Origin of the sequence: uncultured Phocaeicola sp. (genome assembly GCF_948499155.1) — a bacterium.
Taxonomy (GTDB): domain Bacteria; phylum Bacteroidota; class Bacteroidia; order Bacteroidales; family Bacteroidaceae; genus Phocaeicola; species Phocaeicola faecalis.
Genome location: NZ_CAOOSE010000023.1, coordinates 35,171 through 61,391, shown reverse-complemented (window position 1 = coordinate 61,391; position 26,221 = coordinate 35,171). Strand labels below are relative to the sequence as shown.

Annotated in this window: 24 protein-coding genes and 2 tRNA genes; 15 read left to right on the top strand and 11 right to left on the bottom strand. The window is 40.2% G+C overall.

Annotated features, from left to right (window positions below; all coding sequences use genetic code 11):
- Positions 1–131: 131 nt before the first annotated feature.
- The 7 genes from QYT14_RS14690 to QYT14_RS14660 form a co-directional block, all read right to left on the bottom strand.
- The gene (locus QYT14_RS14690; protein WP_286079300.1) at positions 132–1,154 is read right to left on the bottom strand and encodes a DUF3871 family protein; all 1,023 of its coding nucleotides are present in this window, start codon (positions 1,152–1,154) and stop codon (positions 132–134) included.
- A gap of 396 nt (positions 1,155–1,550) precedes the next feature.
- Positions 1,551–2,456, bottom strand: a complete 906-nt coding sequence (locus QYT14_RS14685) for a hypothetical protein (protein ID WP_286079299.1) — start codon at positions 2,454–2,456, stop codon at positions 1,551–1,553.
- Positions 2,457–2,670: 214 nt separating this feature from the next.
- Entirely contained in the window at positions 2,671–3,633 is a 963-nt protein-coding gene (locus tag QYT14_RS14680; RefSeq protein ID WP_286079298.1) for a hypothetical protein, read from the bottom strand.
- Positions 3,634–3,860: 227 nt separating this feature from the next.
- Complete coding sequence (locus tag QYT14_RS14675) at positions 3,861–4,718, bottom strand: hypothetical protein (RefSeq protein ID WP_286079297.1); 858 nt, start codon at positions 4,716–4,718, stop codon at positions 3,861–3,863.
- Between the two features lie 74 nt (positions 4,719–4,792).
- Complete coding sequence (locus QYT14_RS14670; protein ID WP_286079296.1) at positions 4,793–5,992, bottom strand: site-specific integrase; 1,200 nt, start codon at positions 5,990–5,992, stop codon at positions 4,793–4,795.
- Between the two features lie 114 nt (positions 5,993–6,106).
- Positions 6,107–6,179, bottom strand: a tRNA-Lys gene (locus QYT14_RS14665).
- Positions 6,180–6,326: 147 nt separating this feature from the next.
- A complete protein-coding gene (locus QYT14_RS14660) occupies positions 6,327–7,400 on the bottom strand; it encodes a choloylglycine hydrolase family protein (protein ID WP_286079295.1) in 1,074 nt (357 codons plus the stop codon).
- A 174-nt stretch (positions 7,401–7,574) separates the two neighbouring features.
- Between QYT14_RS14660 and msrB the strand changes: the two genes are divergently transcribed.
- From msrB to QYT14_RS14630, 6 genes are all read left to right on the top strand, one after another.
- On the top strand, positions 7,575–8,534 hold the full coding sequence (gene msrB, locus QYT14_RS14655; protein ID WP_237038487.1) for a peptide-methionine (R)-S-oxide reductase MsrB: 960 nt from the start codon (positions 7,575–7,577) through the stop codon (positions 8,532–8,534).
- An 89-nt stretch (positions 8,535–8,623) separates the two neighbouring features.
- Positions 8,624–9,247 carry a phosphatase PAP2 family protein gene (locus tag QYT14_RS14650; protein WP_286079294.1) on the top strand — a complete coding sequence of 208 codons (624 nt, stop codon included), beginning with the start codon at positions 8,624–8,626 and terminating at the stop codon, positions 9,245–9,247.
- A 39-nt stretch (positions 9,248–9,286) separates the two neighbouring features.
- Complete coding sequence (locus tag QYT14_RS14645; RefSeq protein WP_286079293.1) at positions 9,287–11,242, top strand: sialate O-acetylesterase; 1,956 nt, start codon at positions 9,287–9,289, stop codon at positions 11,240–11,242.
- A 107-nt stretch (positions 11,243–11,349) separates the two neighbouring features.
- Entirely contained in the window at positions 11,350–12,183 is an 834-nt protein-coding gene (coaW, locus tag QYT14_RS14640; protein ID WP_286079292.1) for a type II pantothenate kinase, read from the top strand.
- Position 12,184: 1 nt separating this feature from the next.
- Positions 12,185–12,613, top strand: a complete 429-nt coding sequence (locus QYT14_RS14635; protein WP_286079291.1) for a hypothetical protein — start codon at positions 12,185–12,187, stop codon at positions 12,611–12,613.
- Positions 12,614–12,844: 231 nt separating this feature from the next.
- Positions 12,845–14,458 carry a serine hydrolase gene (locus tag QYT14_RS14630; protein WP_286079290.1) on the top strand — a complete coding sequence of 538 codons (1,614 nt, stop codon included), beginning with the start codon at positions 12,845–12,847 and terminating at the stop codon, positions 14,456–14,458.
- A gap of 112 nt (positions 14,459–14,570) precedes the next feature.
- Here QYT14_RS14630 and QYT14_RS14625 read toward each other — a convergent pair whose 3' ends face one another.
- Together QYT14_RS14625 and QYT14_RS14620 are read right to left on the bottom strand one after the other, a co-directional pair.
- Positions 14,571–14,780 (bottom strand): winged helix-turn-helix domain-containing protein, encoded by a 210-nt coding sequence (locus tag QYT14_RS14625; RefSeq protein ID WP_237038493.1) that lies wholly within the window; start codon positions 14,778–14,780, stop codon positions 14,571–14,573.
- 567 nt (positions 14,781–15,347) lie between these two features.
- A tRNA-Asp gene (locus QYT14_RS14620) sits at positions 15,348–15,421 on the bottom strand.
- A gap of 327 nt (positions 15,422–15,748) precedes the next feature.
- On the opposite strand from QYT14_RS14620, the gene hisH reads away from it, so the two are divergent.
- The 7 genes from hisH to lysA all read left to right on the top strand — a co-directional run bounded on the left by hisH (position 15,749) and on the right by lysA (position 21,952).
- Positions 15,749–16,339: an imidazole glycerol phosphate synthase subunit HisH gene (gene hisH, locus QYT14_RS14615; protein WP_237038637.1), complete on the top strand. Its 591-nt coding sequence runs from the start codon at positions 15,749–15,751 to the stop codon at positions 16,337–16,339.
- A gap of 32 nt (positions 16,340–16,371) precedes the next feature.
- Positions 16,372–17,091, top strand: a complete 720-nt coding sequence (gene hisA, locus QYT14_RS14610; RefSeq protein WP_237038494.1) for a 1-(5-phosphoribosyl)-5-[(5-phosphoribosylamino)methylideneamino]imidazole-4-carboxamide isomerase — start codon at positions 16,372–16,374, stop codon at positions 17,089–17,091.
- Between the two features lie 9 nt (positions 17,092–17,100).
- On the top strand, positions 17,101–17,856 hold the full coding sequence (gene hisF, locus QYT14_RS14605) for an imidazole glycerol phosphate synthase subunit HisF (protein ID WP_237038495.1): 756 nt from the start codon (positions 17,101–17,103) through the stop codon (positions 17,854–17,856).
- A gap of 24 nt (positions 17,857–17,880) precedes the next feature.
- Positions 17,881–18,492 (top strand): bifunctional phosphoribosyl-AMP cyclohydrolase/phosphoribosyl-ATP diphosphatase HisIE, encoded by a 612-nt coding sequence (gene hisIE, locus QYT14_RS14600; protein ID WP_237038496.1) that lies wholly within the window; start codon positions 17,881–17,883, stop codon positions 18,490–18,492.
- 6 nt (positions 18,493–18,498) lie between these two features.
- Positions 18,499–19,254, top strand: coding sequence for an ATP-binding cassette domain-containing protein (locus QYT14_RS14595; RefSeq protein WP_289307131.1), 756 nt, complete (start codon positions 18,499–18,501; stop codon positions 19,252–19,254).
- A gap of 108 nt (positions 19,255–19,362) precedes the next feature.
- Entirely contained in the window at positions 19,363–20,682 is a 1,320-nt protein-coding gene (locus QYT14_RS14590) for an aspartate kinase (protein WP_237038498.1), read from the top strand.
- 109 nt (positions 20,683–20,791) lie between these two features.
- On the top strand, positions 20,792–21,952 hold the full coding sequence (gene lysA / locus QYT14_RS14585; protein ID WP_237038499.1) for a diaminopimelate decarboxylase: 1,161 nt from the start codon (positions 20,792–20,794) through the stop codon (positions 21,950–21,952).
- Between the two features lie 117 nt (positions 21,953–22,069).
- Here lysA and QYT14_RS14580 read toward each other — a convergent pair whose 3' ends face one another.
- The gene (locus QYT14_RS14580; RefSeq protein ID WP_237038500.1) at positions 22,070–22,576 is read right to left on the bottom strand and encodes a hypothetical protein; all 507 of its coding nucleotides are present in this window, start codon (positions 22,574–22,576) and stop codon (positions 22,070–22,072) included.
- 198 nt (positions 22,577–22,774) lie between these two features.
- Between QYT14_RS14580 and QYT14_RS14575 the strand changes: the two genes are divergently transcribed.
- Positions 22,775–23,923: a glycosyltransferase gene (locus tag QYT14_RS14575; RefSeq protein ID WP_288324890.1), complete on the top strand. Its 1,149-nt coding sequence runs from the start codon at positions 22,775–22,777 to the stop codon at positions 23,921–23,923.
- A 96-nt stretch (positions 23,924–24,019) separates the two neighbouring features.
- Here the strand turns inward: QYT14_RS14575 and QYT14_RS14570 are convergent, their stop codons facing one another.
- Positions 24,020–25,006, bottom strand: coding sequence for an HPP family protein (locus QYT14_RS14570; RefSeq protein ID WP_288324894.1), 987 nt, complete (start codon positions 25,004–25,006; stop codon positions 24,020–24,022).
- 398 nt (positions 25,007–25,404) lie between these two features.
- On the opposite strand from QYT14_RS14570, the gene QYT14_RS14565 reads away from it, so the two are divergent.
- Positions 25,405–26,136, top strand: a complete 732-nt coding sequence (locus QYT14_RS14565) for a class I SAM-dependent methyltransferase (RefSeq protein ID WP_288324889.1) — start codon at positions 25,405–25,407, stop codon at positions 26,134–26,136.
- Positions 26,137–26,221 lie beyond the last annotated feature (85 nt).

Here is a 26,221-nt window from a genome sequence, read left to right as displayed (position 1 = left end):
GCAAATACGGCAAATCCGCATCCAACCTTTGCCATTGTTTCTTGATTTTCTCTTTTATCCATAACTTCAAATTTTAATTGTTTGTAAAAAATGAGAGATACCCATTTCTGAATATCTCTCAATATGTAAAATCAGTCAATAAACCATTTGTAACGCTCGTCACCATACAGAGCCGCATTTATCCCTTGCGCTATTTCTGTCGCATTATAGGCTCTATCCAAGAAAGAATCTATATAGCTTGACTTGTTAGCCCCTGTCAGTAGATTATAAAATTTCCACATAGACAAGTCACCGCCAAAACCGCCAAAGTCAGAATCCTGCATATAAGCCTTAGCAACTGAATTTATTTGTGTGTCAGTGATAAGCAAACGAGGAACGTTCTTTTGATAGCCTTGTGGCAAACATTGGTAAAGACGCATCTTTCCAAGAATCTGTGCAAATTGGTGTTCGCTTAGATAGCTGTTTCCAAGTGTCTGCATAAGGTGAATGTGTTTTGCAGGGTTATAGTGGTTAAACATTTCCAAAACCGCACGATATAAATCGCCTGTATTGGTAACTTCCAAACAGCTTTTATAACCGTCTGTTGAAACACATAAGTTTGTGCAAACGAGATTCTTAAATCCAATGAAAACCTTGAATTTCTCAACGGTTTTCTTTGAATAGAGGTTCATGTGATTATAAGCACGCACACCGCCAATCGTTAGAGTGAGTTTGTTTCCCTCTACCGTTTCGTAAATGGTAGGTACTTCAATGCAAAACATCATACGTTCAAAATACTGTGTCTTGTCACTCTCTAAGAGTTGGTTTGCAGGCTTATGAATCGCTTCGGGGATTCTGCCTTTGACAATGTGAGAAACACGAATGTCAGGTTTATCAATCGTTTCACCTGTAAAGAATGCCTGTGTAGCTTCCCAAACCGTTTCAATAAAGGCATTGTGCGAAATAGTCAGTTCGTTGTCTTTTGAAAAGACGGGAACAATACAGTCACTCTTTAAATGCTGTAAATCAATCTCCATAGTATTAGCTTCTATAAAGTGGTTCACTTTCTGGACTTTTGTAGTTTCTTCTAAAATTACTGTTGCATCCTCTGCATACCGTTTGAAGTCACTACTTCTTTTCTGTGCCATTGTAGGCAATAAAACTGAATTTTCCATACTTGAAATTTTTAATTAGTGAATGATTAAGTTTATTCTTTGTTTTTATTCAAGTATTGGTGGGGGGACTAAATAATTTAGTAGGCTCGCTTGTATATGGCTCTCTCCAATTTTAAAAACAGGATAATAGGATAGAGAGAGGAGGATATTTCTACTATATCAGTATATATCTGCTTATGTGTCTATTTATAGTTTTCTTCTTTTGGCAGTTCTGAAAAATAGCTGTTTGTAATTTTATAAGGATTGAGTTTTATATTAAAATTGTATTGGGCTATATAACTTGTATTAGATAGGGCTTATCTTTAAAAGGAATTGATTTCTAAAATGTGTGGTGGCTTATATATGCTTGATTCATTGCAATAAAAAAAAAGACAGCCGGAGCTATCTTTATATGATTCACATTACTATTCTTAGCGGTTCTTTCTTTGGTGGTATTTTAAAGTCTTTGTTTATTAGTACTTTCACAAAGTAATTCAAGCTGTTTATAGGTTCATCAACATTGTGTAGCCGTTGAGCCAACTGATATTTAATAGAATATGTCTTTATAAATTCTATGTCATTTGTCTGTTTCAATTCTTGTCGTGTATATGGATATTTTGCAGCAATTAGACTTATCAACTCTTTTTTATAAGGTGGAGTTTCAATGCCCTTTGTTTGGCAAAACAAGTCTATTGTATTATAAATCTCCTTATAAAGTGGAGGAATACCTTTGGGAAAGTAACCTGTATTTCCTTTATCAAAGCAATCAAGTGTGATTCTGTAACATCCTTTGTGTCGTTCTATCAAATTCAATTCGATGCACTTGTTCATATACTTTTGAATCGTACCGTATGAAATGGATAAATGTTCTGCCATATCTCTAAGACTATAAAATGTCAGATTGCAATTATTCAGACAGATGCACTTTATAAGGAGAATAAAACCTTTGATGTCCGTTTCTTCTTTTAAAGGAAGATTATTAAAATGCAGGTTTATAAAGTCACGGCTGACTATGATAAAATCTTTAGAGGGAATTTGCACATTATAAAAGTTCTTTGTCTTAGGCTCTCCGTTCTCTCCCTTGATATATTTTCGTGTAATATTAACATAACCCTGTTCTTTAGCCTTGTGCAGATAGCTACTGACCGTTTCCGTATCATAACCGACTTCTTTAGAGAGGGTTTCCAATAATACGTTTGATTCGCCCGTATTGTAATCACTCTTAAAAAGAAGTGAGAGGTAAGCGTATGCTTCTTTATGCAATAGAAGTTTGCCTAAATTTATAGGAAACAACCTGTAACCGTTTTCGTCTGCTACTTTCATGTCAGTATGAGTTTTGTTGATTTTTTGCCTATAAGGGCTGGAAGCCTGTTAATTATGTTAATAGTATATATAGTTAATAGTATGTCCTTACTTTTTATATCACCCAATTCTTGAAAATTATATCATCTTGAAAAACAGATAAAAACAGCATTTCAAGTTGGATAATTTAAATTGGAGATACAGGGCTTGCCTGTCGCACAAGCCCATATTTATATCATCTATCAAAATCTGCATATAAAGCCTTAAATGCTTCTACGTACGATTTGGCTTCCATAGACTGACCTTGTTTTGGAGTAAAGTGTTTATCCCATTGTTCTTTATCTATTAGATTTATTGTGTCAATAACTTTTTGCTCATCTTGCTCAATCTCATTATAATATTGTTTTAGCCCTTGCGCGAATCGTCCGTTAAATCTATCCTCTGATAGAAACTTATGTTCTCTCAAAGCATCCAAAATTTTATCTCCTATTTCACGAGTGGACTTATTTAGTTGTAGTTTGCCATAATCAGTTGGATTCTTATAACCCAGTTGGATTGACTTTATTTGTTTAGAAGTCAGATTGATAGTTCCAAAGGTGTAGAGCGCGAAGATAAAGGCAGCCTTGTACTTCTTGCATAATGAGAGTATATAATCCATTTCCTTGTCATTTGTTGAGATTCCGGAGTTGTAGAAGTCGCCATTGTTCCAAACCTTTCCATTGTTTCGCAGAGCTATATAACTGACAATATCCATACCTTTAGGAATATGTACAGGTGTATATGTAGGCTGCATTTCATTTAATGCAGGAAATTGGAGTGCTAAATCTCTGTGTTGTCCGTCCTCGCAAACTCCGTCATAGTTGGGATAGTCCTCTTGCTTGACGACTTCTAATGTAATCTTAAAGTTGCTGATGGTGGCTTCTCCTTTTCCTGTATTTCGTTCAATAGTCATTTTGAACAATTTCCTGTCACCAATTTTTTCAATAGCTTCATTCATTGGTATATATTCAATCGGCATAGATTCAATATAGCCCAAGTTCTTTATTTTGTTGTAACAAGCTTTTATGTTCTCTTTGTCAATGTTTTGACGGTTGCCCTCTATAAAGAGCAAATTAAGTCGTTTATTCATAACTTTCTCATTTTGATTGTTATCTACTATGTTTAAGTTCTCTCCGTTGTTATTTTTAACTGCTTCCATAATTTTAAATTTTATTTTTTTATAATCAATTTATCTTGTAATCGTCTGCCTTATGCGCACTTGGCTTTTGATTACGTTGCAAAGATATGGAGAGGTTAAAGGGTATTTTGGGGATAAAAAAGCATAGTAATTCTATACCCCTTTAAAATGGAGGGGGCATAAAAGAGAAAATCCCTGCTTCTCATATTTGAGAAACAAGGCTCTTATTATAGTGAAAATGTACTATATCAAGGAGTTGGATATATATTAGAAAATCCTTTTATATCTTTGTCCTTATACTGCTTAAAGAAACTTTTAAGTGTATCAGTATCATCTAAAAAATTTGTATTTTTAGAAAGTTGCGTATAATAGACTAACTTGGATATGAGTAGGTTCTTGTTGAGTGATACGGTTTCACCTTTCTTTCGTTTGCCTTTAAATTGGGGCTTCAAGTCAAAAAAGTATTTTAATAGGTGGGCGAAGTACCATATAAGTACAGAATCAGATTCTTCTTTTGATTGGAATAGTTCAGACGTATTATTTATATCTATTGTGTTTATGCCAATAGAATCTTTGTCTTGCTCATAACCTCTTTTTATCCACTCTAAGATAAGGGATATTGTTTTGTGGCTTATTATCTCATACTTGCCTTTGCTTGTTTTTAATGTCAGCTTGGCTTTTGAATCTTTATCATCAGGCAATAAATTGATAAGGCTTTCTATATTCTCTCCACGTGTGGGCGCAATGATAGAACTGTCAAAACACATACTGCAAGCATAATCAAAACTGAACATTACCAAAAGCCAAAAAGCGTTTGCATCAAGTCCCAGCCCATTTATGGTATCTTGCAACTCACCATTTCTTATATAGTCCTCGTATTTATAGGGGCATATTATCTGCCCAGTATTATACCGTTCTGCAAAGATTTCTGCTGCATAAGGAATATCCACTAATTTAACTTCGCTTGGATAAATGACAACAGACCAGTCTGCATTATGGTAGGGTTCACCTTCTCCATACATAATGTCATAGACGTATCTCATTTGTGAGGTTTCGCCATCATCAAGCTGCCCTTTTTCATTCAGGTATCTTATAGGTAATTCCATATAAATTTGATTTTTAGGCTATAAAGGTAATGAAAAAAGTCCACCTATCATTTGATAAGCGGACTTTTCTGTGTTTAGAGTAAGTTTTTCATTGCATCGTTTATCTGTGAGTTATCGAAGCTGTCTAAATAAACCTGTGTTATCTTCTCTGAACCATGTCCCAATGATTCACTTATAATAGAAGTAGAAACTCCTGCACGTTTTAATACGGTTGCATAAGAATGTCTTGCCACGTATGTAGTCAAAGGTATTGGCAATTTCAATTTTTTACCTATTTCTTTGAGGTGCTTGTTTATTTTCGCTAATACTTTATGTAGTCTGTTGGCTATCTGTATTTCTGTTTTATGAAAAGGAGTAAGGATAGGAAATAGATATGGTGACTTGTCATTTTCATATTTGGCTATAATTTCCATCGCTTTTTGTTGGAGTGGTACATTTATCAGTTTCTTGGTCTTTTCTCTATTATATATAAGTTGGCTTTCCACGATATTGGAGCGTTTTAGTTTGGCTATATCTATAAAGTTGATGCCAGCATTTAAATAGGAGAACACAAAGACATCAATCGCAAGACATTCCATAGGTGTGTCCCCTTGATACTGCATAATCTTTAATACTTCCTTTTTGCTTATTGCTCTTTTGGCTGTCTGCTTGTAGAGTTTGGAAACTTTATAGGAATGGAACGGATAGCAATCATTCTTAATGGAATGCTCTGCAATAGCCAAATTAAAGACGGCTCGCAAGTGTCTTATTCGTGTGCTTATGGTGCTTACAGAAAGATTCTGTTCTTTCATCCACAACTCATAACGCTTTAGCCAAGTGGCATCAATATCAGAGAATGGTATGTCAAGATGTTTGTTGAACTTGATAAAAGAAGAATAGGATACTTCAAACATTCCTGTATATCTGATTCTGTTCTCTTTCTTCAAATTCTGAATATAAGTCAGATAGTATTCACCAACTGTTTTATTTATGGTGTTGTTTGTGGTAGATTCAATGAGAGTTGTAGCCGTAAAGTTTTTGCCTGCTATTCGTTTGTCTAAAGCGGCTTTCTGTATTTCGTTGATTCTCTCGTTTATAAGGAGAATAATTCTGTCACGATTGGGGCATTTCGTTTTTGGCAGATTGCTTTTAAAGTCCCATTGTTCCGCTTTAATGGATATACCAAGACTTTGATACTTTCGTTTTCCGTCTTTACAGACGCAAACCATTAGTGGGTGTTCGCCATTGCTAAGTGTCTTTAACTTGTAACACAGTACTTTAATTGTTTCGCTCATACGGTTTACCGGTTTACATCTTGGTTTACATCAGAGCCACCAAACCGTAATATATAAAAGAAAAAAGCGATTATCTGTTTTAGATAACCGCTTGATTTTTTAGTCTTTTAAAAGTGATTCGCTTGGGGCTCGAACCCAAGACCCCAACATTAAAAGTGTTGTGCTCTACCTGCTGAGCTAGCGAATCAATCCTTTATTATTGCTTTTCTTCCGAATTGCGGGTGCAAAGGTATGGTTTATTTTTGAATCTACAAACATTTCCCAAACTTTTTTTTCAAAAAAGGTAGATTTTCTTTGTCCTTTACTCCTCATCTTATTAAAACCCCAGCATGTCTCATCTTACAATTATCTCTTCTATCGGTTGTACCTGTTCCTTATCCAAAGGAAAAGCTTGATATTTTACCTTACTAAAATCAATCTTCTTCATATCAATACAACGAATATTACTATTATACGCCGTACGATAATAGACCTTACGATTCGTTAGGTCAATGGCAGAAGTCCATTGTGTGGCACTAGGGACAGCCGGTGCATGCCCCAATGTATGTTCTATACCGATAGGAATATCAAAATTATTCAAGATGTGAAAACTTTGCAATACAGCATCGTGGGCAGTAGCACACTGCGGAGCTGTTGCCTTATAGAATGCTGCACGAACAAAACGCGAAGGAGGAGTTACATCTCCGGGGATTCCCCGAAACCCACTACCTGCACCAAATGGGAAGATAGTTACACCACCTAATTGATGAGCCTCTGCCCCACCCGGATAAAGATTCACATAATTGTTTAAATTAGTCATTTGCCAAGGGAAACCGGGCGAATTGGTCAACACACCAATCTCATTATCATAAAAATGAGGAACACCATCTACAAACTCCAGCACAACCTGCCGGCCGCTTGCATCGCCTATTCGCCAATGTACCGTAGAACTCGCTCCAGTCGTATCTACAGACACCACACGTATATCCTGCAACGCAGCCTTTACTTCATCTATTGTCGAAAACTGGGAAAGTATCCAGGCCACCAATTGTAAATCGGCCACTGTCTGCGCATTCTGCTTTGCATCATAAGCCGGATAATGTCCGTAATGGGGAAAATAAAACAGCCCTGCCGAAAGACCTGCCTCATTCAAACCCTCGGCTACAAAGTCCTTCAATACAATGGAAAGGCCCACTACTCCATATCGTGCACGAAACTTTGCCCCATTTATCCCCGTGGGAGTATAGGATGTCATTTCATGTCCGCGAGGAATCACTACATACTGACTGGGCAAATAACTATCGCCCCATTCTATAGTGCGTGCCTGCACATATCCACCATCCTTTGCTGTTGCCGAAATCCCGGTACAAGCCATTGTCGGCAATGCGCATCCTGTCAATAACAATGCGCTAATCAATATCTTTTTCATAACAGTAAAAACATTTAGTCTTGAAAATAACAATGTTCTGTGAATTTAGTTCTAACTTTGCATTAGAAGTTCAATAGACTACAACAATAAATTGCATTCAATTGTTATAGCTATTATATGAGATATATTATTTTTATTTTCATGCTTTTCATAAGCCAAATATTAGAAGCTAAAATGGAAAAAACGAGTGAAATTTACCTGGCAGGGGGTTGTTTTTGGGGAACCGAGCATTTCCTGAAACAAATCAGGGGAGTAGAACACACCGAAGTAGGTTATGCCAATGGTAATACAGCAAACCCGACTTACAAAGAAGTTTGTACGGATAAAACAGGATTTGCCGAAACCGTGAAGGTTGTTTACAACCCTCAAGAGGTCAGTCTTGAGCTGTTACTCAACCTTTATTTTCAAACAATTGACCCTACCAGCATCAATAGGCAGGGGCACGATCAAGGCACTCAATACCGTACCGGCATTTATTACACCGATAAGGCTGATTTAGCTGTTATCCAAAATGCTGTCCGCGAATTGGCCAAAGAGTATTCACGTCCGCTTGCCATCGAGGTAGCGCCTTTAAGGAATTTCTATAATGCTGAAGAATATCATCAGGACTATTTGGATAAAAATCCTGATGGGTATTGTCATCTCAATCCTAAACTTTTCGAGTTGGCACGACGTGCCAATGCCACCCCTTCCTACAAAAAGCCAAGTGATGCCGCCCTGCGCAACAAATTATCGCCCGAACAGTATGCTGTCACCCAAAGAAATGCAACAGAACCCGCCTTTCATAATGAATATTGGAACGAAAAGCGAGAAGGTATTTATGTCGATATTACTACCGGTGAGCCTTTATTTGTTTCTACCGACAAGTTTGATTCCGGCTGCGGATGGCCTAGTTTTACCAAACCTATCGACAACGCATTGGTTAAAGAACTGACAGACACCACCCACGGAATGATTCGTACCGAAGTAAGAAGTAAAACCGGAGACGCACATCTAGGACATGTTTTCCCGGATGGACCTGCCGATAAAGGCGGTTTGCGTTATTGTATCAATAGTGCATCCCTAAAATTCGTCCCCAAGGAAAAAATGGCGGCAGAAGGATACGGACAATATCTGAAGTTACTGAATAAATAAATCCGACATATCAAAAACGGATGTAGAGAGAATACATATTTTCGGGCATATTTCGACAGCGACAATTATTACCTTAAAATAGAAAAAGTATGAAAAGATATAAACTGATTATATGGGTATCCTTTTATATGATTATTCTGATTATCATAGCCGCACAGCTATGGGGGGAAAGTGGCTTTCTTCATCCCATCATTAAGAATATCAACCTTTATGTGCGCGGACTACGTAATATGCATACTCCTCTCTTCCATCAAAGCTATGACAATTACCTGCAATTGTTCCCGGGTATCCTCCTGATTGGGTTAAAGCTGGGTGGAGTAAAAGGGAAATTTGAATGGAAACGACTTCTTACCTTTATCGTTCTCTCCATTATCCTCACTCAGCTGGTGGTGAATTCTCTGAAATTGGCATGCGGAGTTTTACGTCCCGACGAGTCCAACTTTTTCTCTTTTCCTTCAGGACACACAGCAACGGCATTCATGACAGCCACTCTGCTCTATAAAGAATATGGATTTAAGAGCGTGTGGGTAGGCATCGTTGCGTATGCTGCCGCCATAATAACCGGCATGACACGCATTCTCAACAATCGCCATTGGATGATAGATGTAATAGTAGGTGCAGCATTGGGGATTCTACTGACAGAAATGGCATATAGAATGGTAAAAATAATATTCAAAGACAGAGGACTCATTAACACTGACTATACCCACTGATATTATAGAAGAGAATAACACAACAATAATTGAAGGTACATGAAAAAACTAATGATGACACTCGGACTGTTGGTGACATTCTGTGTTACAGAGGCAAAAGTGACATTACCCGCCCTATTTACCGACAACATGGTACTGCAACAAAAGTCAGATATAACCCTTCGCGGACACTCGACGGTCCAAAAAGAGGTTATGGTGATAACCGGTTGGAACAAGCACATCTATATGGCCCAAACGGACAAACTGGGAAATTGGAAAATAAAAATTCCTACCCCCTCTGCCGGAGGCCCCTACGACATTACACTTCGTGATGAAGAAGAACTTGTCCTACACAACATCATGATAGGCGAACTTTGGCTCTGCTCGGGACAATCCAACATGGAAATGCCGGTCGGTGGTTGGGGGAAAGTATTAAATTATGAAAACGAGATAAACGAAGCGACTTATCCCGCCATACGCTTATTTAAGGTAAAAAAAGAAATATCACTAACGCCCAAGGAGGATTTTAGTACTACACAAGGAGGATGGCAGGAATGCACTCCTCAAAGCGTAGAAAACTTCTCGGCTGTGGGATACTTCTTTGCTCGCCAGTTACAAAAGAAATTAAAAGTCCCTGTTGGTGTTATAGACTGTTCATGGGGAGGCACTCCTGCTGAAGCATGGACCAGTTATGACGGTTTGAAACACTTGCAAGAGTTTGAGCACGAAATGGATATGCTGGAATCCTTGGGATTTCATCCCGAAAAGATTGATGAAGAGTATGCCAAGAAAAGAAAAGCATGGTATCAAGCTTTGTATGAACATGATATGGGATGGTGTGACAATCATCAAGTATGGGCTGACCCCGGTTATTCGGACGAGAATTGGAAAGAAATGAATCTGCCGGGAAGTTGGGAAAGTAATGGAGTGAAAGGGTTTGATGGTGTAATGTGGTTCAGAAAAACCATAGATATTCCTCGTTCTTGGTACAGGAAGCCGATTACTGTCAATTTAGGCAAGATAAGCGATGAAGACATTGTCTATTATAACGGCGTGGAAATAGGACGTGGAAACGGCCGTGACGCCATGCGCCAATACACTGTCCCCAATAAGTTAGTGAAACGGGGAAAAGCTGTTCTCACCATACGTGTGACCAACTATGCCGGAGAAGGGGGCCTCATCGGAAAACCGGAAAATATGACAATGACGGTAAAAGGTAAAGAACCTGTCACATTGGCGGGAAGTTGGAAGTATTTATCCGGCTTCTCATTGGCCGGGATAGAGCCACTGCCGCCTTCGCCCAAGACCAATCCCAGATACCCCACTACCCTCTTCAATGCAATGGTACACCCCATCACCCAAATTCCCATCCGAGGGGTTATTTGGTATCAAGGAGAAGGGAACGTAGGACGAGCTGATGAATATGCTGACCTGTTTATGTCACTGATATCTGATTGGCGTGATAAATGGAAGCAACCCGATATGCCTTTCTACTTCGTACAACTGGCTAATTTTCTAAAGCGGGAAGAAATACAACCCGACTCGGAATGGGCAGCGTTGAGAGAAGCACAATCAAAGGCTCTTTATCTGAATGACACCGGTATGGCTGTGACTATCGATTTAGGAGAAACAGATGATATCCACCCCAAAAACAAACAGGAAGTAGGACTGCGTCTGTCCCAACTTGCCCTGAAACAAACATATAGAAAGAAAAAGATGCCCCAATCCCCCCTCTTCAAGAACTATCGTATAGAAGGAAATACAATACGCATCAGTTTTGATAATCTGGATAAAGGCTTTATGAAACCCGACACTGTCAAAGGTTTTATCATTGCAGGTGCAGACCATATATTCTACCCGGCTACAGTAACTATTCTGAAGAAAGAGGTCGTAGTAGAATCACCCGACGTCCCCCATCCGGTGGCTGTCAGATACAATTGGGCTGATAACCCAGATGGAAATTTATACGGAATATCCGGCTTACCGACAGCCCCCTTCCGCACAGACAATTGGTGATAAAACTTGCTTATCTTTATTTTTCCACGAAAAGGGCCCTTCAGTTATTAGTAATATATCTATATTTGCAGTCTCTTTTCAAGAATACTAATTAAAAACGCATAGCTATGGGAATGGTTATAGGAATAGATGTGGGTGGAAGTACTACCAAAATTATCGGTGTGGACAAAGAAGGAATCAAACATCCGATGATTGTCAGGGCGGCAGACCCCATCACTTCTCTATTTGGAGCTTTCGGGAAATATATATATGATAATAACATTAGTTTGGGTGAGATAGAAAAAGTGATGCTCACAGGAGTGGGAAGTGCTTATGTCAACCAACCCCTTTACGGATTACCTACCGAGCATACCGACGAGTTTCTAGCCAACGGATTAGGTGCGCATTATGGCTCGCAATTGAAAAATCTGATTGTTGTAAGTATGGGAACAGGAACTTCTTTCGTCAAAGTGGAGGACGGAAAGATTCAACATATCGGCGGCATCGGTATCGGTGGAGGAACCATTCAGGGACTATCCAGATTATTGCTAAAGACACACGACATTCACCAAGTGGTAGAAATGGCACAAAAAGGAATAGTGGAAAACATAGATTTACAGATAAAGGATATCTGCAATGCCGCCCTGCCGGGGCTCCCGCTGAATGCCACTGCATCCACTTTTGGAAAAGCAGACAGTAACTCATCATTAGAAGATGTAGCGGCGGGAATTATCCACATGGTACTGCAATCTATTGGCCAATCCGTGATACTCGCAGCTTTGAACAGTTCCATCAAAGATTTTGTTTTAATAGGCAATCTGGCAAAGCTGCCACAGTGCAAAGAGGTTTTTCCCATCATGGAAGAAATGTACCAATGCCATTTCCTGATACCGGAATATGCCCAATACAGAACTGCTTTGGGTGCAGCATTGGCATACGTGCATCAAAAAGAAAAACAATAGGATGAAGTACGGAGTCAGTAAAAATATATTACTCATTACTGCCGACATAGTGTGGCTGACAGCCGGCATCAATATATTGCGAATCGGTGTGGGATGCTGGATAAACGATTCGCATTATTGGCTATTTAAAGTATGCGAAACTACTCTGGTTTTTCTCCTGTTCTTTGGTTTCATTTTTCGGAAACTATACAGAAAGCACACACATCGCATCAGTCAAAAGAAAAAAAAGAATTGTCCGTTTTCTTTCTTTGATGTCCAAGGATGGATAGTGATGGCATTTATGATTACAATCGGCATATTGTCACGCCTGTTTCATCTGTTGCCCGAATCTTTCATCGCCGTATTCTATACAGGACTTTCCCTCGCACTAATCGGTACAGGAATCCGATTCATTACTTATTGGTGGAAAAACAAACATTGGCTGCAATAATAACAAAGGTACGCATATCTGTGAATAATATGCTTAGCAACATTTCCTATTACATTTTCTATTAATAAAAAAACATTTTAGACCATACTTCGTTGCCTATTGAAATATAGAACAAAAAACAATCAGGAATTATTGTAAACTATATATGCCATATTGTCATTTTAGAAGACTCCAAAAGCCTCTATCTTTGTAACATCAGAAAAATACCAATGAATACCAATAAACAATGTCATGAGAAAGAAACTATTAACTTTAGCAAGTATGCTAATCTCGGGAGCGATGTTAGCACAAAATGGAGGAACAATTATGAAGAAGTATGAAGACCAATTGCCGCAAGCCGGCAGGGGCAATGTACACGTTGCCTATCAGGGAAAGTCTATAGACCAAATGATTTATGAGTTTATGGAAGAACAAGGGATACCAGGAATGACACTTGCCATCGTACAAGCACCTTATATCCCACGCGTAGTAGGTTACGGAGTTACTGATTTTAAAAAAGGGAATCTTGCTGCAGCCAAAACTCTATGGCCCATAGGTCCTATTTCTCAAGGATTTACAGCTGTTGCCATAATGCAATTACTTGAAAAAGGGAAGCTCTATCTCAACGATTCAATTGGAAAATACCTGAAGGATATCCCTGACAATTGGAAAGGTATCACTATCCTGCAATTGTTGCAACACAGTTCGGGCATAGCAGATTATCGTGACCAGAAAGGTTTTGATGTATCGGCCGACTATCAGCCCATACAGCTAATTAAAACAGTGGCACACATTCCATTGGCTTTCGAACCGGGCACCGACGTGAAACAAAGTGCAACCAACTTCTTACTACTTACCTCGATTATTGAGAAAGCAGGAAAGATGCCATACCATGACTTTGTTAAGAAGTATCAGATTGACTATCTCGGTCTGCAACAAACTTATTTTGGAGAAGACATAGTCAAAGTCAAACAAGAAGATGTGACAACCACTCATAACGTGCATGAAACTTTTAAAAAAGACAAGGCTTATATCAATCCGTCAGAAACCACTACAGGATACATAGAGAATGACGGCAAACTAGTTACCGCCCCTTCCATCAGCCCGACTTCGCTGAAAGGTTTTTCCGACATTTGGGCATCTGCCGAGAATGTAAGCCATTGGGATATAGCCCTCGCAGGCGGAGTGCTTATTGCTCAACCAGAAAATCGCAATATGATTTATAAACCTACAACGTTGGCAAACGGTAAAGTGGTTCCCGCCATGGCAGGATGGCAATTTTATAACCACAAAGGATTAATGGATATCAAAGGGAACGCACCCGGACATTCCGCTTTCCTCAGTCGTTTTACCGATGCATCAGAGCTGGTATGTGTCACCTTATTGGCAAACAAAGAAGGTGTTGAACTGACTAATCTGGCTAGAAAAATAGCTGCAGCCTTCGATAGTAGCAAAATGGGGACAGGAGCAAACGATAGCCAACTTTATACGTTCGAGAGTCAGTTCAGTGTGAATGAAACCATGTCACACATTGAACACACTCTGAAAACGATGGAAATTCCTATCTTTGCAAAATTCAATCATGGCAAGAATGCAGAAGAAGTGGGATTAAAGCTACTTCCCAATCAAGTAATTGTCTTTGGTTCTCCCAAAGTAGGCACTAAATTAATGCAAGAAAATCCAAGTATTTCCATTGAATTACCTTTAAAGATTTCCGTATGGGAAGATAAGAATGGAAGCGTATGGGCTGCTTTTCCACAGATGAATATGATGGCAGCAGAATATAATCTGGATGGGGAGCCGGTTATTGGAAAGATGCAAGAATTATTAAAAACAATAGTTGTCAAAGCCGCAAGCGTTTACTAATATATGACTAAACTGCTTTATAAAATTATTTCGTTAAAGAGGTTGTGCCAAAATGCTGGCACAACCTCTTCAAGTTTTTTTCTCTCCAACAGGTTTATTATTGAGAGATTAATCAGAATCCTAAATGACTTACATAGAGTAAATGACCTTTCCTCTGAATATTAATATTGTTCTCTCTAGACAACCAACCTATTGCAATAGCGACGTCAATGGCGCTGAGGTTCATTTTCCGACTAAGTTCCTGAATAGATATTTCACCTCTGTTTTCATTCAGGTTGCGCCAGACTTTGCCGGCATTTTCTCCCACTGTTTCTATTTCCATATATATGTTTTGATTTGCCCTCAATATACAAAAAAAATAGCATAAAAAAAGGAAACAGCAACTTTTTCTCATTTAGAATGACCTTTTTAAATCACCGGATGCTGTCTCCTCCGGTTTTCAAGCCCTGCATACGTTTTGAACTCCCTAAGTCATTTCATTAGTCGGACTAAGCGTTTTCGTCCTTTCGATTATGCCTGTCTATTAGTCAGATTACTACAGACTCCGGCAGTGGACTGTATAGTCCACTACGGCAGACCGTACAGTCCATTGCAGTGGACTGTACAGTCCGCCGCTGGAGACTGTAATAATCTTCCGTTTAAAAAGGCTTAGCTGACCCTAAGAAACAGCTTACTCTTCCCTTGGTTTGGTGATATGATGTAAGGAGATAAAACAATGATTTAAATCCCCAAGAATAACAAGTGACCCGATGGATAACTCTTGCCGTTGGGCTGTATGCTTCCCGTTGTCGGGACACATTGGGGGACTTGCACCCGTTAGAATATGTCCGCGCCAAGCGAACAAATAAAAAAGCTCTAGAATTCAAAGAATCCTAGAGCTTTTATTAAGCGGTGCGCACGAGGCTCGAACTCGTGACCCCATGCGTGACAGGCATGTATTCTAACCAACTGAACTAGCGCACCAATATTTCAAAGATTTGTCTTTCTTTATTTCACCATCTCTCTCGATTGCGGGTGCAAAGGTACGCATTAATTTTAAATCTGCAAGCTTTTCAGTAGAAAATGCACAAAAAAAACAAAGTCCTCCCCGACCGATACCTCGCCCGATTTACAATATTGCTATTATTTTAATCTTTTTCTCAAACTTCTTGTTATAAAATGAAGCTAATCTGCAATAATTCGCTATTTTTGCGCACATATCATAGATAAAAACCGTCCATTCTCACATTATGCAGAAGCATATTGAATAAAAGGACTGGCTTATAAAAATAAAACGATGATTTTTTGCCGATGAAAATTGCTGTCGTAAAATATAATGCAGGAAATATCTACTCAGTGGACTACGCACTAAAGCGTTTAGGGGTAGAAGCTATCATTACTTCCGATAAGGAAACGCTGATGAGCGCAGATAAAATAATCTTCCCAGGTGTTGGAGAAGCTGCCACAACCATGAATTACCTCCGGCAACATAAACTGGATGAGGTAATCAGAAATTTAAAACAACCCGTACTGGGCATTTGTTTGGGTATGCAACTCATGTGCCGCCATTCAGAAGAAGGTAATGCAGAATGCTTAGGCATTTTTGATACCGACGTCAAGCTTTTCCACCCGGAACGACATATAGACAAGGTCCCCCACATGGGATGGAATACACTGACAAATGTGAAAAGCGATTTATTCAAGGGATTCACCAAAGAAGAGTTTGTCTACTTCGTACACAGTTTTTATGTCCCGCTCAATGACTTTACAGCAGCACAAACTACATATATCCTCCCCTACAGTTCGGCATTGCATAAAGATAATTTTTATGCCACGCAGTTTCATCCCGAAAAGAGCGGGACAGTGGGCGAACGCATATTGCGAAACTTTTTAGAACTATAATACATTATATTATATAACTAAAGAAAAAAGTTATGATAGAATTAATTCCTGCCATCGATATCATTGACGGAAAATGTGTCCGTCTGTCACAGGGAGATTATAACACACAAAAGGTTTATAATGAAAACCCTGTGGAAGTAGCCAAAGAATTTGAAGCACATGGCATTCGTCGTCTGCACGTAGTTGATTTAGACGGAGCCGCTTCGCACCACGTAGTCAATTATCGCGTACTCGACCAAATCGCCAGCCGCACATCGCTTGTCATTGACTTCGGCGGAGGTATCAAAACCGATGAAGATTTAATCATTGCATTCGATAACGGTGCCCAAATGGTGACTCTAGGCAGCGTTGCCGTGAAAAAGCCGGAGCTATTCAAGAAATGGCTGATTCAATACGGAAACGAAAAAATAATTCTTGGTGCTGATGTGAAGGACAATAAAATATCCATCAACGGATGGAAAGAAGAAAGCCGGCAAGAGCTGATGCCTTTCCTGAAAGATTATACAAAGGAAGGAGTGTTCAAAGTGCTATGTACCGATATCAGTCGTGACGGTATGTTGGAAGGGCCTGCAATAGAGTTATACAAACAAATACTTACCGAATTTCCTGATATGCACCTGATAGCCAGTGGTGGAGTAAGTTGTATCGAGGACATCATTCAATTAGAGATAGCCAAAGTGCCTGCGGTAGTGTTCGGCAAAGCCCTTTACGAAGGCAAAATTACCCTGAAAGAGTTGAACCGTTTTATGTAAAGACAAATTATGTTAGCAAAAAGAATTATTCCTTGCCTCGACATTAAAGACGGGCAGACCGTCAAGGGAACCAACTTCGTAAACCTGCGTCAAGCCGGCGACCCTGTGGAATTAGGCCGCGCTTACAGTGAACAAGGAGCCGATGAACTGGTCTTTTTGGATATCACCGCCAGCCACGAGGGTCGCAAGACTTTTACGGACCTGGTGAAAAGAGTGGCAGCCAATATCAGCATTCCGTTTACTGTGGGCGGAGGCATCAACGAACTCAGTGATGTAGACCGCCTGTTGAGTGCCGGAGCCGATAAAGTCTCCATCAACTCATCCGCCATCCGCAATCCTAATCTGGTAGATGAAATAGCCCAACATTTCGGTTCGCAAGTTTGTGTGGTAGCCATTGATGCCAAACAGACGGAGCAAGGGTGGAAATGCTATCTGAACGGAGGACGCATAGAAACGGACAAATACTTGTTTGAGTGGGCCCGGGAAGTAAACAATCGGGGAGCAGGAGAAATTCTTTTTACCAGTATGAACCATGACGGAGTAAAGACAGGGTATGCCAACGAAGCGCTTGCCCTCCTCTCCGACTCACTCACTATTCCGGTTATTGCATCGGGAGGTGCAGGAAAAATGGAACATTTCAAAGATACTTTTATCGAAGGGAAAGCTGATGCGGCACTTGCTGCCAGCGTTTTTCATTTCGGAGAAATCAGAATTCCCGAATTAAAACAGTATCTTTGCCAACAAGGAATCAATGTCAGACTATAAAATTAGAATTAAAATATAAAACAAATGGAATTGGATTTTGAGAAAATGAATGGGTTAATCCCTGCCATCATACAAGATGACTACACACAAAAAGTCTTAATGCTGGGCTTCATGAATGAAGAGGCGTATAAGAAAACCGTAGAAACAGGAAAAGTGACTTTCTTCAGCCGCACCAAGAACCGTCTTTGGACGAAAGGAGAAGAAAGCGGAAACTTCCTGCAAGTAATCTCTATCAAAGCAGACTGCGACAATGATACCTTATTAATAAAGGCAGTCCCTGCAGGCCCTGTTTGCCACACAGGTACAGACACCTGCTGGGGAGAAGAAAACAAGCAGGACATCATGTTCTTGAAAGAATTGCAAGACTTTATTGACAAACGACATGAAGAAATGCCTGAAGGTTCTTACACAACCAGCCTCTTCCAATCAGGAGTAAACAAAATGGCACAAAAGGTGGGTGAAGAAGCTGTAGAAACCGTTATCGAAGCTTGCAACGGAACCGATGAACGTTTGATATATGAAAGCTCCGACCTGCTGTATCACCTTATTGTCCTCCTTACATCAAAAGGTTACCGCATCGAAGATTTGGCACGCGAACTAAAAGAACGTCACAGCGCCAACTGGAAAAAACATTAATGCCCTATGGACGAACCGCTTATTCGATATAAAAATGTAAACATCAACCAACAAGAGCTCGATGTATTGGAAGATGTAAATCTGGAACTGAACAAAGGTGAATTTGTTTACCTAATCGGAAAAGTCGGTTCCGGCAAAACGTCATTGCTAAAAACCATCTACGGCGAACTGGATATCCAATCGGGTGATGCTGAAGTATTGGGTTACAATATGACCAATATCAAACGTAAGCATATCCCTGAACTGCGCCGCCGACTGGGAATCGTCTTTCAGGATTTCCAGTTGCTGACAGACCGCAATGTACATTCCAATCTCAGTTTTGTACTACGCGCCACCGGATGGAGCAATAAGGCTGCAATAAAAGAACGTATCGACGAAGTGCTGGAGCAAGTGGGAATGACAGGTAAAGGATATAAAATGCCCAATGAATTATCGGGAGGCGAACAACAGCGTATCGTCATCGCCCGTGCCATTCTGAATCGTCCGGAAATCATTCTTGCCGATGAACCGACAGGAAACTTGGACGCTGAAACCAGCCGGCAGATTGTAGAGCTCCTGAAATCTATTTGCGCATCGGGCTCTGCCATCATGATGACCACCCACAACCTGCATCTGCTGGCTGAGTACCCCGGCATCGTTTACCGCTTCGAGAACCACCAAATCAAAGAAGTTACAAACGAATACAGCCGTATCATAAAAAGCAAAAACGAACAAGAGACAAAGGAAAAAGTAACCAATGCGACCGTAGAAACCATAGAATAAATGGATGAATGATAAATATTATCGCTAAGATGCTGATTTTTGCAGTCTTATTCGTATATTTGCACGCTAATTATCAATTATAGAAACAATTAAAATACGAAACGAAAAATGAAAGTTTTAAAGTTTGGAGGTACTTCGGTAGGTTCTGCACAAAGAATGAAAGAAGTAGCCAAATTAATTACTGACGGTGAACAGAAGATTGTTGTCCTCTCGGCAATGTCAGGAACGACAAACACGTTGGTTGAAATTTCGGATTATCTGTATAAGAAGAATCCCGAAGGTGCGAATGAAATCATTAATAAGCTGGAAGCTAAATATAAACAGCATGTTAATGAACTTTATTCTACTGACGAGTATAAACAGAAAACACAGGAATTTATAAAAGCACAGTTCGATTATATTCGTTCGTATACAAAAGATATCTTCACCCTGTTTGAAGAAAAAGTAATTCTGGCACAAGGTGAGTTAATCTCTACCAACATGGTTACCAACTACTTGCAGGAACAAGGTGTAAACGCCGTATTGCTTCCGGCATTGGAATACATGCGTACAGACAAGAACTCTGAACCCGACCCGGTTTACATTAAAGAAAAACTGGCTGCCCAACTGGAAATGCATCCGGGTGCCGAAATCTATATTACCCAAGGTTTTATCTGCCGCAATGCTTACGGTGAGATAGACAACCTGCAACGTGGAGGCAGTGACTATACCGCCTCATTAATCGGTGCAGCTGTCAATGCTTCTGAAATTCAGATTTGGACAGACATCGACGGCATGCATGACAATGACCCGCGTATTGTGGACAAGACTACCCCGGTTCGTCAATTGCATTTTGAAGAAGCTGCTGAGTTGGCTTACTTTGGTGCCAAGATTTTGCACCCCACCTGCGTACAGCCTGCCAAATACGCTAACATTCCGGTACGTTTGCTCAACACCATGGAACCGACAGCCCCGGGAACATTGATTTCAAACGACACGGAAAAAGGCAAGATTAAAGCTGTAGCTGCAAAAGATAATATCACCGCCATTAAAATTAAGTCGGGCCGTATGCTACTGGCTTACGGTTTCTTGCGCAAAGTATTTGAAATCTTTGAAAGCTACCAGACTTCCATCGATATGATTTGTACTTCGGAAGTAGGTGTTTCCGTATCTATCGACAACACCAAGCATCTGAATGAAATCTTGGATGACCTGAAGAAATATGGTACTGTAACTGTAGACCACGATATGTGTATCATTTGCGTAGTAGGTGATTTGGAATGGGAAAATGTCGGTTTCGAGGCAAAAGCACTTGATGCCATGCGCGACATTCCTGTACGTATGATTTCATTCGGCGGTAGCAATTACAATATCTCTTTCCTGATTCGCAAGGAAGATAAAAACAAGGCTTTGCAATCATTAAGCGATCATTTATTCAATAATAAATAAATTCCATTGCAGGGGCGGACTGAATCCGCCCGGATGTATCCCACTCTAAAAAGCAGATACTTTCGGGCGAATTTAATTCGCCCCTACTCAATCAATAACAAAATACAATATGAAAGGAACATTCCCCGTAAACAAGTTCAGAGAGCTGGAAACTCCCTTTTACTATTACGACGTCAATGTATTGCGCGAAACGCTGTCGTGCATCAATAAAGAAGCAGGCAAATACAACAACTTCTGCGTGCATTACGCAGTGAAAGCCAATGCCAACCACAAGATTCTGACTATTATTCGTGAAAACGGTTTGGGAGCAGACTGTGTGAGTGGCGGTGAAATCCGTGCAGCTGTCAAAGCAGGCTTCCCAACTAATAAAATCGTATATGCGGGTGTCGGCAAAACCGATTGGGAAATCAATCTGGGATTGGATTATGATATCTTCTGTTTCAATGTAGAATCTGTACCCGAATTGGAAATCATCAACGAACTGGCTGCCGCCAAAGGCAAAATTGCCAGAGTCGCTTTCCGTATCAATCCCAATGTAGGTGCGCACACCCATGCCAATATCACTACCGGACTGGCAGAGAATAAATTCGGTATCAGCATGGAAGATATGGACAAAGTCATCGATATGGCAGAAACGCTGCCTAACATAAAGTTTGTAGGACTACACTTTCATATTGGTTCTCAGATATTGGATATGGGTGACTTCGTAGCACTATGCAACCGTGTGAATGAGTTACAGGAGAAGCTATATGCACGTCAAATTATTGTAGAGCATATCAATGTGGGCGGTGGCTTAGGCATCGATTACTCCCACCCCAACCGTCAGCCGATTCCTAACTTTGCCGAGTACTTCGCCACTTACCACAAGCATCTGAAACTGCGTCCGCAACAAACCTTGCATTTCGAACTGGGTCGCGCAGTTGTGGGGCAATGTGGCAGCCTCATCAGCAAAGTGATTTATGTAAAGCAAGGAACAAACAAGCAATTTGCCATTCTTGACGCAGGCATGACGGATTTGATTCGCCCCGCACTTTATCAGGCATACCATAAGATTGAAAATATCACTTCGGAAGAAGATACAGAAACATACGATGTGGTAGGACCTATCTGCGAATCTTCCGATGTATTCGGCAAAGCAATCGACTTAAATAAAGTTCACCGTGGCGACCTGTTTGCCCTTCGGTCTGCAGGTGCTTATGGTGAAATTATGGCCTCGGCCTATAATTGCCGCACATTACCTCAAGCATATACATCAGAAGAATTGGTATAGCACCGGAGCGATATCCTATAAAGAAGGAAACTAAAACAAAGAAGTAAGGCTGCCTCCTATTTTACATTGAGACAGCCTTCTTCAGTCAATTATGAAAACACAAAAAAACTTCTTGTCTCATTTATCTCCTGGGATGAAATCCTCTTTGATAAACTCATCATACACCCGACGCGGATGGTCGGCTTTAGAAAAACCGTTAGCCCCAAAATTCTGCTCACGGAATTTCTTTAACTTCAAGTTGTCTTCTGCATACTCACGCAATGTCTTAGGTTTACCTCCCAACAGCGAACTTTCCAACACCTCACACTCCAATAAATTTTCCTTGGGAGTAATCATGGGTAACAGTTTCTGTTCCAACAATCCACGATAAGCTCCCACGTATTCACACCAGCATTCGTCGCCTACCTGACAGATACGGTAAGTATACTTAGACAAAGCTGTACGGATAAATATTTCATTATCTCCTACTTCTGCTACGGCCTCCAAGTTATAAGCTAAGTCTTTAATTTTAATAACCCTTTTTCCTGACTCATCTTCTTTAATTTCCGTAGCCCAAAAATCAGAATGCGCAAGCTGGTCAAGTATATTGGCCAAACTTTCCTTAATCTCAAATTGTATTCTCATAATAATTGCCCGTTGGTCAGGACTTGTTATAGTTAAGTATTCCCAATATAGCAATAATCCTTGAAAAATGTTCATCTAATAAGCTTTTTAACATTAAATTATAATTAAAAGTGGACTAATGGATAAAAGAAGAATATCTATTCTCTCAAATTTCAATTATTTGCTGTATTTTTGCACGACTTTTAATATAGAACTTACATGGAACTATTTACCATAAACGTAGCTTTACCTGTTATTTCGGGAATTCTATTCCTCACCCAAGCCATTTATTATTGGAGTGTATATGGCAAGATACACGCTCACAATCAAGAAACGGTAACCAACAATCCGGATACTCCACCGCTTTCCGTCATCATTGTCGCCAAGGATGCCGCCAACGAATTGCAAGAGCACCTTCCTTCCATTTTAGAACAAGATTACCCGGAGTTTGAAGTCATTGTCATTTATGACCGTTCGGCAGATGACTGCGATGACGTCTTAAAATTGTTGGAAGATAAATATCACAATCTCTATCATACGTTTATTCCGGATAGTGCACGCTACATCAGTCACAAGAAATTAGGTATCACAATGGGAATCAAGGCAAGTCGTTATGACTGGTTGGTATTTACCGAATCAAACTGCTACCCGCAAAGTAATCAGTGGCTAAGACAAATGGCACGCAATTTCACACCTGCCACCGAAATCGTTTTAGGATACAGTAACTATGAAAAAGTACCGGGATGGTTTAATAAGAAAATCACTTTCGACACGTTGCTGAACTCTATGCGCTATTTGGGTATGGCACTGTCCGGGCATCCCTATATGGGTACGGGGCGAAACTTAGCGTATAGAAAAGCATTATATTATAAACAGAAAGGATTCACTTCCCACTTAAATTTGCAACGTGGGGAAGACGATCTTTTTATCAACGAAACCTCCAATGGTCATAATACCCGCGTAGAAACAAGTGCCGAAAGCATTATACGTATTTCTACTCCTAAATACAAACGAATGTGGAGTGAAGAGAGAATCAGCTATATGACTACCAGTAGATTTTTTAAAGGTACAATCCGCTATCTGATGGGATTTGAAACTTGTAGCAGACTCCTATTTTATATAGCCGTTATTGCTACAGTTGTCAATAGCTTTTTGTCACATCAATGGATTGTTCTCGGAATAGTCTTCTTGTTATGGTTATTACGTTTTCTAATACAAATCACTGTATTCAGAAACGCTTCAAAAGACTTGGGTGAACGCAAATTCTATGCTTTACTGCCAGTATTTGATTTCCTTCAACCTATGTGGAATCTAGGATTCAAATTACAACGGAGAATCAGGCGGAAGGATGAGTTTATGAGAAGGTGAAAACTAACATATTAAAAGCTGTCCTCATCCGGAAATGCTCCGGCGATTCCGGCGTCAATTTATCATAAAGTAAAAATCCTTTTTTCTATCTCCAAATCATTTCTCTCTCTTCCTTTTTATCCTGCTTATCAGATAATGGGGAATCAGACAATATACCAACTGCGCCCGTGACCATTTATAACATTGCTGAAAAAATATCAGCCCCATAGTTATAAATAATGTTGCACCCACAAGTACCTGTAACGGTAGCCATGGCAATGCTTCACGAGGCAGTAACATCGGTATCAAAGCTAATGCACCCACCGGAGCAAAAAACTTGCCCAGCCACTCAAACAAGGTAAAAAGTGCTAAAAAGATACACAATGCAACTACCGTTTCGGGCAGTCCTAACCAATAATGGCCTGCCAGTTGAAAAACAGTCCCTATAACCGCCCCCAACACCAGCAGCAAGACCGTGAGCACAGGACGGTTTCGAAATCCCGCTTTTGAATTGACAAACTCCACGTATGCCACTATCAGGGGAGGAATGATAAAGAAAAAGTTACCGGAATATACTGCCAGACAAGCTACAGCAAAAACACTGGAAAGCAAACAAAGCCAACGCATGGAATCTCTTTTCCAGCACCTGTCCACCGGCTCATAAACAATCGTTTTCCGCATTCCTTTCAGTTCCATCCACCGCTGAACTGCAATAAGAGTTAAAGTCATGACAAAGACCGCCAAAGGATATACCCAACTCTCGGTATGTAACAGCACCGGCAACACACATGCCGATATTAAAGGGAATAACGAAGCGCGGGCAAAGAGCAAACAGACTGCTGCAAAAAGAAATGCCATCGCGACATTAAGAACCAAAGGCAAAGGTGAACAGAGCACAATAAGTACCCCTGCACAGGCACCAAGCGTCATTAAAAGCAACATTTGCCACTGTTTTATTTTCCACACCCGCTTGTCTACTATCCACATACCGATGGTGAGGGCAGCCATCTCGGGAAAGATAATTTCTTTTTCATGCAGCAATTCCGCCACTCCTATCATCAACAGTATCATGACAAGGGAAAAAAGATATCTCTTTCGTTGCATAGTGTCACTGAACAATGAAACAGCCTTTGTGTCGGTAGCATTTATATCCTGTCGGTTCATAAGTTTAACCATTAATAGTTATCAAATGCCAAAGGTAGTGATTATTTCCGTCACATCTCCCAATACTTGTCACAAAGATTCAGATACTCCATTATGGGCTGATTGCTGAAAGAGAATGCAAAGAAAGATGTTTTCCGACGTTTTATCACCCTTATTTATTCTTTCAAATCTTTATTATCAACAACAAGCGGATGCCCTGACCCTCGTTCCGCATCTGTTTCAGTTTGTCTACCTCTATCTCTTTTTACAGTCACAAAAATAGTGTATTTATTCAGATAAAAGATAGTTTCTCACTCCGAATTATCTATCTTTGCAGCCAAATTACAAATGAGATATCAATGAAAGCAAATCTTCTCTCTCCCGCCCAGGACCCGATGGGTACAGCCATTGCCGATTATTTCCGCCATCAGAAGGCAGGAAAACTGCGTGTATTTTCTTCTCAATTTGAAGAAGATGAAATTCCCATCGACCAACTTTTCCGTTCCTTCGATGAAATGCCCGAACTGGAAAAGATAGCTTTACAAATGGCAAACGGAAAGATTCTGGATGCCGGTGCCGGAAGTGGTTGTCATGCCCTGGCATTACAAGAAATGGGAAAAGAAGTCTGTGCCATCGACATCTCTCCACTCTCGGTCAGGACAATGGAAGAACGCGGAGTGCGTAATGTCCGTCAAATCAATCTTTTTGACGCTCAGTTTCTCGAAACATTCGATACCATCCTGATGCTGATGAATGGTTCGGGCATTATTGGGAAGTTAGAGAATATGCCTGATTTCTTTCTGAAAATGAAACAGTTGCTTCGTCCGGGGGGATGTATCTTGATGGATTCAAGCGATTTACGTTATCTCTTTGAAGACGAAGACGGAAGCTTCCTGATAGACCTGGCAGGAGATTACTATGGCGAGATTGACTTCCAAATGCAATATAAGAATATGAAGGGCGGCAGTTTTGACTGGCTCTATGTGGATTTCCAAACACTCAGCCTCTATGCCGCCGAGAATGGCTTTGAAGCAGAACTGGTGAAAGAAGGTGAACACTACGACTATCTGGCTTGCCTGCGGATGAAATAACCACACATAAAGCTTTTTTTAAATATCTATTTCGGTAGTTTGCACCATCGTTTCAACTAGTCCTCCCTAATAATAAACATCTTGT